5 protein-coding genes are annotated in these 7,013 nt (G+C 66.1%); 1 reads left to right on the top strand and 4 read right to left on the bottom strand.

Going from position 1 to position 7,013, the window contains the following annotated elements:
* Positions 1–157: 157 nt before the first annotated feature.
* Positions 158–940, bottom strand: coding sequence for a hydroxypyruvate isomerase (hyi, locus tag ACYP5B_RS23325; protein ID WP_400099793.1), 783 nt, complete (start codon positions 938–940; stop codon positions 158–160).
* A gap of 131 nt (positions 941–1,071) precedes the next feature.
* Positions 1,072–2,847 (bottom strand): glyoxylate carboligase, encoded by a 1,776-nt coding sequence (gene gcl, locus ACYP5B_RS23320; protein WP_400099791.1) that lies wholly within the window; start codon positions 2,845–2,847, stop codon positions 1,072–1,074.
* Positions 2,848–3,192: 345 nt separating this feature from the next.
* Here gcl and ACYP5B_RS23315 point away from each other — a divergent pair, with 345 nt between their 5' ends.
* Complete coding sequence (locus ACYP5B_RS23315) at positions 3,193–4,182, top strand: hypothetical protein (protein ID WP_459571238.1); 990 nt, start codon at positions 3,193–3,195, stop codon at positions 4,180–4,182.
* Here ACYP5B_RS23315 and ACYP5B_RS23310 read toward each other — a convergent pair.
* Together ACYP5B_RS23310 and ACYP5B_RS23305 are read right to left on the bottom strand one after the other, a co-directional pair.
* On the bottom strand, positions 4,167–5,378 hold the full coding sequence (locus ACYP5B_RS23310) for a M20 aminoacylase family protein (protein ID WP_459571237.1): 1,212 nt from the start codon (positions 5,376–5,378) through the stop codon (positions 4,167–4,169). The two genes, ACYP5B_RS23315 and ACYP5B_RS23310, sit on opposite strands and share 16 nt — an antisense overlap.
* 54 nt (positions 5,379–5,432) lie before the next feature.
* The gene (locus tag ACYP5B_RS23305; protein WP_318231790.1) at positions 5,433–6,743 is read right to left on the bottom strand and encodes an MFS transporter; all 1,311 of its coding nucleotides are present in this window, start codon (positions 6,741–6,743) and stop codon (positions 5,433–5,435) included.
* Positions 6,744–7,013: the final 270 nt, after the last annotated feature.

Here is a 7,013-nt window from a genome sequence, read left to right as displayed (position 1 = left end):
CGCTTAGCTAGGAGCCACTGGAAACGAAGCCAATGGTTTTCTCCAGCACGCCGCCGTAACAACCGCCCGCCCTCTCCCCCGGCCCCTCTCCCGCTGCGCGGGAGAGGGGAGCAAACAAGCGCCGTGCGCACGCAGCATGAACAGCGGCTCAAAGCAATTACTGCACGCCGTGTTCAGCGCGCCAGCCCAGTCCTTCCGTGGTGGTCGTGCGCGGCTTGTACTCGCAGCCGACCCAGCCGTCGTAGCCGATCTGGTCGAGCCACTGGAACAGGAAGTGGTAGTTCAGCTCGCCGGTGCCCGGTTCATTGCGCCCCGGGTTGTCAGCCAGCTGCACGTGCTTGATCTTCGGCAGGTTAGCTTTCAGCGTGGCGGCGATCTCGCCTTCCATGCGCTGCATGTGATAGATGTCGTACTGCACGTAGAGGTTGGGGGCGTTGACCTGAGCGATCAGGTCCAGCGCCTGCTGCGTGCGCGACAGGAAAAAGCCGGGAATATCAAAGGTGTTGATCGGCTCGACCAGCAGATCGATCTGCTCGGCTGCGAGCGCCTGCGAAGCGAAGCGCAGGTTATCCACCAGCGTTTCCTGTGCCTGTTCACGCTTGACGTTCTGCGGCTGGATGCCGACCAGGCAGTTGAGCTGGCGCACGCCCAGCACCTTGGCGTACTTGATCGCCTCGCCCACGCCGTCCTGGAATTCACTCACGCGGTCCGGGTGGCAGGCAATGCCGCGCTCGCCCGCTTCCCACTTGCCCGCCGGCAGGTTGTGCAGCACCAGGTCGAGCTGGAAGCGGTTGAGTCGGTCGGCGATCTGGTCAGCGTGGAAGGCGTAGGGGAAGAGGAACTCCACGCCGCGGAAGCCCGCGCGCGCGGCGGCTTCAAAGCGGTCGAGGAAGGCCACTTCGTTGAACAGCATGGTCAGGTTGGCGGCAAGCTTTGGCATTGAAGTCTCCGGGTGACTTGTCTTGTGTTTTCCGCTCGCGCGGATGCGGTGATTGGGGGCGCGCTAATGCAGCGGTAAAGATTGCAGAATGCGCGCGGGCTCATGGCCCGCGCTTGTCAGCCTGCTGATGCTTACGCCGTTTCCACTTCTTCCTTGAGGATGGCTTCCTCGATGTCTTCGATCGGCTCGAACTCGTTGATGTTGTCGATCTCGGTGCCCATCGCGATATTGGTCACGCGTTCCAGGATCACTTCAACCACCACCGGCACCGAGAACTCGGCCATCAGGTCGCGTGCTTCGGCAAAGGCCGGCGCGATGTCTTCCGGCTTGAACACGCGGATCGCCTTGCAGCCCAGGCCTTCCACCACCTTCACATGGTCCACGCCGTAGCCGTTCAACTCGGGCGAGTTGACGTTGTCGAAGGCCAGCTGCACGCAGTAGTCCATCTCGAAATTGCGCTGCGCCTGGCGGATCAGCCCGAGGTAGGAGTTGTTCACCACCAGGTGGATGTACGGCACCTTGAACTGCGCGGCCACGGCCAGCTCTTCGATCATGAACTGGAAGTCGTAGTCGCCCGAGATGGCCACCACATCCGATTCCGGCGAAGCCACCTTCACGCCGATCGCGGCGGGAATGGTCCAGCCCAGCGGGCCGGCCTGGCCGCAGTTGATCCAGTGGCGCGGCTCGTTGACCGACAGGAACTGCGCGGCGGCGATCTGCGACAGGCCGATGGTGGACACGTAGCGGACATCGCGCGGGAAGTACTGGTTCATCTCGCGGTACACGCGCTGCGGCTTGACCGGCACGTTGTCGAAGTCGCTCTTGCGCTGCATGGTGCGGCGGCGCTTCTGCACGTCCGCCACCCAGCTCTTGCGGCACGGCAGGCGGCCGGCCATCTTCATTTCGCGCGCCACTTCCACGAACTGCTCCAGCGCGAGCTTGGCGTCGGACACGATGCCCAGGTCGGGGCCGAACACGCGGCCGATCTGGGTGGGCTCGATATCCACGTGCACGAACTTGCGGCCCTTGGTGTAGACATCGACGCTGCCGGTGTGGCGGTTGGCCCAACGGTTGCCGATGCCGAGCACGAAGTCCGATGCCAGCATCGTGGCGTTGCCATAGCGGTGCGAAGTCTGCAGGCCCACCATGCCGGCTTGCAGCGGATGGTCGTCGGCCAGCACGCCCCAGCCCATCAGCGTGGGGACCACCGGCACGTTGACCAGTTCGGCGAATTCCACCAGCAGGTCGGCCGCGTCGGCGTTGATCACGCCGCCGCCGCACACGATCAGCGGGCGCTCGGCTGCGTTGAGCATGGCGATGGCCTTCTCGATCTGCGGGCGAGAGGCGGACGGCTTGTACGGGGCGAGCGGCTGGTAGGTTTCCGGATCGAACTCGATCTCGGCCACTTGCACGTCGAAGGGCAGGTCGATCAGCACCGGACCCGGGCGGCCCGAGCGCATCAGGTGGAAGGCTTGCTGGAACACTTGCGGCACCAGCGCCGGCTCGCGCACGGTCACGGCCCACTTGGTCACCGGCTTGGCGATCGATTCGATATCGACGGCCTGGAAGTCTTCCTTGTACAAGCGCGCACGCGGCGCCTGGCCGGTGATGCAGAGAATGGGGATGGAGTCAGCCCAGGCCGAGTACAGGCCGGTGATCATGTCGGTGCCGGCCGGGCCCGAGGTGCCGATGCACACGCCGATATTGCCGGCCTCGGCACGGGTGTAGCCTTCGGCCATGTGCGAGGCGCCTTCCACGTGGCGGGCCAGGAAATGGTCGATGGTGCCGGCCCGGCGCATGGCCGAGTAGAACGGGTTGATGGCGGCGCCGGGCACGCCGAACGCGGTGGTGATACCTTCTTTTTCCAGAACGGCGATGGCCGCGTCAACTGCTCTCATCTTGGGCATGTCTGTCTCCAATGTTGCTGCAATGTTTTGTGAATGGCATTGAATTGCTGTTGGAGTCCATGCTATTCCCGCAAGCGGTGCGGGATAAAGGGAAGGGAGATCAGTTGATTCGATACTGGTGATATCGAATGAGGGTGGCGGGCACAGAAAATACGGTCACCCAGCCCGCTCTGGCGCGCGCCATTGCTATACGTTGTGTGACGGCAACGATACGTGGCAAATTGCTGGAAAAGGCCGGCCGGCGGCCCCGGCACGCCCCCTGCGGCGCGCTAAATGGCGACAATGTGCGGGTATTGCGCCAGTGCCCGGACACCGCGCAGGAATCCCATTGCCATCTGAACCACCATGCTGACCAGGCTCCCTCCCACCCGCGAATTGCTCGACGCGCTCAAGCGGAAGCCGCCCGCCGTATCCCATACCGCCAATGCCGCCAATGCCGCCAATGCCGCCAATGTCGCTAATAGCGCTAATAGCGCTAATAGCGCCGATGCCACCGGCCTGCCACCGGCCGCCACGCGGCTGATGCGGCTGCAGCGCGGGCTGCTGGGGTTGTTCTGGACCTGTTCGCTGGCCGCGCTGCTGGTGACCGGCGCGGTGCTTTACACCAAGTACCAGCTCCGGCACTCACCCGCGCCATGGATGGCGCGCCTGGTCTACGTGCTGCTGGGCGGCAGCGTGGCCGGGCTGGGGGCGCTGCTGCTGACGCACCTGCCGGCGCTCGCGCGCAGGCTGCGCGATCCGCTGGGCGCGTTGGCCGACCAGGTCGATCGGCACGATGAGGCGGAGAGCGCGCTGCTGCGCTCGCTGGCGCGGGTCCCCGCCCAGGCGCTGCGCGCAAGGGCCCGGCGCGTGGAGGTGCAACTGCGGATGTGGGAGGGCATGGCGAAGACGATCGGCTTGCTGATCGCGGTGAGCCCGGCCGCGCTGATGCTGGTCACGGGCCTGTTCGAATTGCCGCGCAAGGGCGCCAGCCTGCTGCCGCTGCTCTCGCTGTACGGCCTTGTCTTTGTGTCGGGCGCCGCGCTGGCGGTCTACCTGCAGCTGCAGGTCAGCCGGCCGCTGCGCCGGCTTGCCTATGTGCTGGGCGAAGCGGCGGAGATCAGCGCGCAACTGGGGAGGGCGCCGATGCCGCCCGCGGCAGCATCGGCGGTGGCAACTGTCGTACCCGTTACAGCGCCCGCACCCGCAGTACCGTCGCCGGCGCCGGTTCCGCCCGAAGTCCTCCAGGCGAGCGCGCTCGCGGATGCAGGCGCGACATCGCGAGAGGAGGATGCCGCGGCGGACGCGGACCACGCAGCAGCGGGTCCGCCCACGCTGTCTCAGCCAGCCAGGTAAGTCTGCGCCAGCCGGACCCAGCAAGCCGCGCCCAGCGGCAGCACCTGGTCGTTGAAGTCGTAGCCCGGGTTGTGCACCATGCAGCCGCCGAACTCGCCTTCGCCGTTGCCCAGGATCAGGTAGCAACCCGGCACCTCGTTCAGCATCCACGCAAAGTCCTCGCTGCCGTTCAGGCCCTTGGGCGGTTGCGTCACGACTTTGTCGGCGCCGACCAGCTCCGCGCAAACCTGCTGCGCCAGCGTTGTTTCGGCCTCCGTGTTGACCATCGGCGGCGTCAGCTGGCGATAGTCGATGTGCGCTTCCACGCCGTGCGCCTGCGCGGTCAGGCTGACGATCTCGCGGATGCGCTGCTCCACCAGCGCGCGCGTCTCAGGGCGCGCGGCGCGTACGTTCAGGCCCAGCGTGACCGATTCCGGAATCACGTTGTGCGTTGCGCCGCCACGGATAAAGCCCACCGACAGCACCGCCGTATCGTCGGGCGCCACATTGCGTGCCACCACCGTTTGCAGCGCGGTGACGATGGCCGCCGACGCCGCGATCGGATCGCGCGCGCGGTGCGGCATGGCGCCGTGCCCGCCCACGCCCTTGATGGTCACGTCGGCCACGTCGGACGACAGGCTCACCGGGCCCGGCAGCACGCGGAAGGTGCCGGCGGGCACGCCCGGCATGTTGTGCAAGGCGAACACGGCATCGCACGGGAAACGCTCGAACAGGCCATCCTCGATCATCGCGCGCGCGCCGCAGAGGTTTTCCTCGTCGGGCTGGAAGATCAGGTTGAGGGTCCCGTCGAAATCGCGGCTGTCCGCCAGCGCCTTGGCGGCGGCCAGCAGGATGGCGGTGTGGCCGTCGTGGCCGCACGCATGCATCTTGCCGGGGACCTTGCTGGCGTACGGCAGGCCCGTAGCCTCGACGACAGGCAACGCATCCATGTCGGCGCGGATGCCCAGGCGGCGCTTGCCGCTGCCCAGCTTCAACTGCCCCACCACGCCGCTCTTGCCGATGCCGGTGTGCACCTCGTAGCCCCAGCTCTCCAGCAGGGTGGCCACCAGCTTGCTGGTGGCGCCGACCTCGAAGCCGAGTTCGGGCTGGGCGTGGATCTGGCGGCGGATGCCGATAAAGGTCTCGGCATCGATCTGGATCGCCGGCAGCAGGTGCGGCAGCAACTGGAAGGGTGTCAGGGTAGGTTCGCGGGTCATGTCTTTATCCTTTGCTGCAAGTTGGCCAGGCTGGCCAGGTCGAGGAGGGAGCGCTCAATGCTCCTGGTTTTCGCGGATCGTCAGCACTGCCAGGATGGTCACGGCACCGCAGGCCATCATGTAGAAGGCGGGCGCCATCGGGTTGCCGGTCTTGGCCAGCATCCAGGTGACGATGAACTGGCAGGAGCCGCCGAACACCGTCACGCCCACCGCGTAGATCACCGACAGGCCGCTGGCGCGCACGTTGGCCGGCAGGAGCTCCATCATCATCAGCAGCATCGGCGTTGAGCCCAGGTAGACACTGGCGGTCAGCAGAGCGGACAGCGACAGCACCAGCGGCACGCTCGGGTAATGGGTCATCAGCCAGAACGCCGGATAGAGGCACACCAGCGTAAAGGCCATCGAGCCCAGCACCAGCGGCTTGCGGCGCGGCAGGCGGTCGGCCAGGGTGCCGGCCACCAGCGACATCACCAGGCACACCACACCCGTCACGCAGCCCGACAGCAGCGACAACGACGGCGGCAGATGCAGTTCGCGGATCATGTAGGTGGGCATGAAATACACCACCAGATAGGTGGCGACCGTGCCGCCGATAATGGTCAGGATGCCCTTGACCACGGTGCCGCCATGCTCGCGGAACAGCGTGCCGAGCGGGCTCGGCGCATGCGCCTCGGCGGTGTGCGTCTCGTCCAGGTGAGCGCGGATATACAGCCCCACCGGCGCGATCAGCAGGCCCAGCACGAAGGGCACGCGCCAGCCCCAGCTTTCCAGCGAAGCCTGCGGCAGCACGCCATAAAGGATGGCTGCCGTAAGCGCGCCCAGCGTCGCCGCGATGCCCTGGCTGCCGAGCTGCCAGCTGACGCGAAAGCCACGGCCCTTGAGGCCGCCGCCCTCCATCAGCATGGCGGTGGAAGCGCCAATCTCGCCACCCAGGGAAAAGCCCTGCAGCAGGCGCCCGGCCACGATCATCACCGGCCCGAACAAGCCAGCGAACGCGTAGGTCGGGGCGAAGGCCAGGCACATCGTGCCAATGACCATCAGGCCGATGGTCAGCGTCATCGCCGCCTTGCGGCCATGGCGGTCAGCGTAATTGCCGATCACGAAGCCGCCCAGCGGCCGCATCACGAAGCCGATACCGAAGGTCGCCACCGCCAGCAGCAGCGAGCCATATGCGCTGTCGGACGGAAAGAACAGCTTGCCGATCAGCAGCGCGAAGAAGCTGTAGACGGTGAAGTCGTACATTTCCAGCGCATTGCCGATCGAGCACGCGGCGATCAGGCGGGACTGGCTCTGGCGCGCCGGGCTTGCGGGCGCGGCCTGGGAAGGGGCCAGCGAGGGCGCCGCAGGCAGGGTGGCATCGTTCATGTCGGTTTCTCCACGAACTGGTTGAGGGGGGTGGGGCGTGGAGGCCGGCGGTTGCCTGGCATCCATCGCGGGGAAGGTGGGGACTCCCTGGCGATGAAGTATTGAGGCAAACACAGCAAGCCAAAAATCATATATTTTCATCTTGATAACCAAATGGCATCGCCGTCATAACCAGGACTGCGCCGCTATCGGTACAAGTACCGAGAACCCTTGTGCCATGGGACATTCGCGGCGCAGGGCCGGGTACGCGCGGCAGTGCCGCCAACGGCG

The organism is Cupriavidus sp. 8B (assembly GCF_054589115.1).
Note: the sequence above shows the minus strand (reverse complement) of the source record. Positions and strands in the feature narration are given on the sequence as shown.